The following is a 761-nucleotide window of genomic DNA, read 5'->3' on the forward strand; positions in this document are numbered from 1 at the left end:
GTTTTACATTATCCTCAGCATTTTCATCTTCGTTATCGGAAGGTTTTTGAGACATAACATTCGACAACTGCATTTCTTCCTTGGTTTTCCTTCTGGGAAGTAAAACTTTTCCATCTCCTAAAGCAGCCATACGTTTCAAAGCTTGACTCCCGGCTCGGCCAACTACTTTAGAATCTCTTAAATCTAAAATTTTATGTGCGACCCATTCTAATGATGGTTCACTGGCTTCGATTTTGGCTTTTGCTTGGTAATGGAGAAAAATATTTTTCTTGGCTTCCTTGAGGGCTGTTAGATATCTGTGGAAATTTGCCTTTTTCTCGAGGTCAGTGGCTAGGTTTTCAAATGCTATACCGAAGACTTTTGTACCGCAAACGTGACCCAGGTTCGTCTCCAGACCATCCTCAGTAAGAACAAGAAACCCTTTTTTATGGCCTGTTCGACAGCTCGACTTGCCACACGGGATTTCTTCCGGGAGGTCATCATAATAACCAAAAACATCGGATAATTGTTGATCGGTCAGTTCCAGCCTGGAATGATAGCTTTCCCGAGCTTGAATTTCTGTCCAGTCATTAATGCGATCAAAGCTATTGCCGTTTTTAATAAAAATCATATCTTCCCTTGCTCTGGTTAGATTGAAAGCACTGCCGCTTGATATTTAACCATTTCCCTGATTGTTTTTCATCATAAAACCATATTATTGCAAGGGTAGTTTTACCTATGTATCTTCTTGCTCCCGGCCCTTTAGCTCAGTTGGTTAGAGC

1 tRNA gene and 1 pseudogene (1 of these 2 running past the window's edge) are annotated in these 761 nt (G+C 40.9%); one reads left to right on the forward strand and one right to left on the reverse strand.

Annotation, left to right across the window (positions count from 1 at the left end):
* Nucleotides 1–610 (reverse strand): annotated as a pseudogene (locus INF68_RS22155) (hypothetical protein); the annotation flags it as partial.
* Between the two features lie 125 nt (nt 611–735).
* Between INF68_RS22155 and INF68_RS22160 the strand changes: the two are divergent.
* Nucleotides 736–761 (forward strand) — tRNA-OTHER (locus INF68_RS22160) (it continues 84 nt past the right edge of the window).

This window comes from Enterobacter cloacae complex sp. P16RS2, from assembly GCF_014982155.1.
GTDB classification, from domain to species: domain Bacteria; phylum Pseudomonadota; class Gammaproteobacteria; order Enterobacterales; family Enterobacteriaceae; genus Enterobacter; species Enterobacter cloacae_M.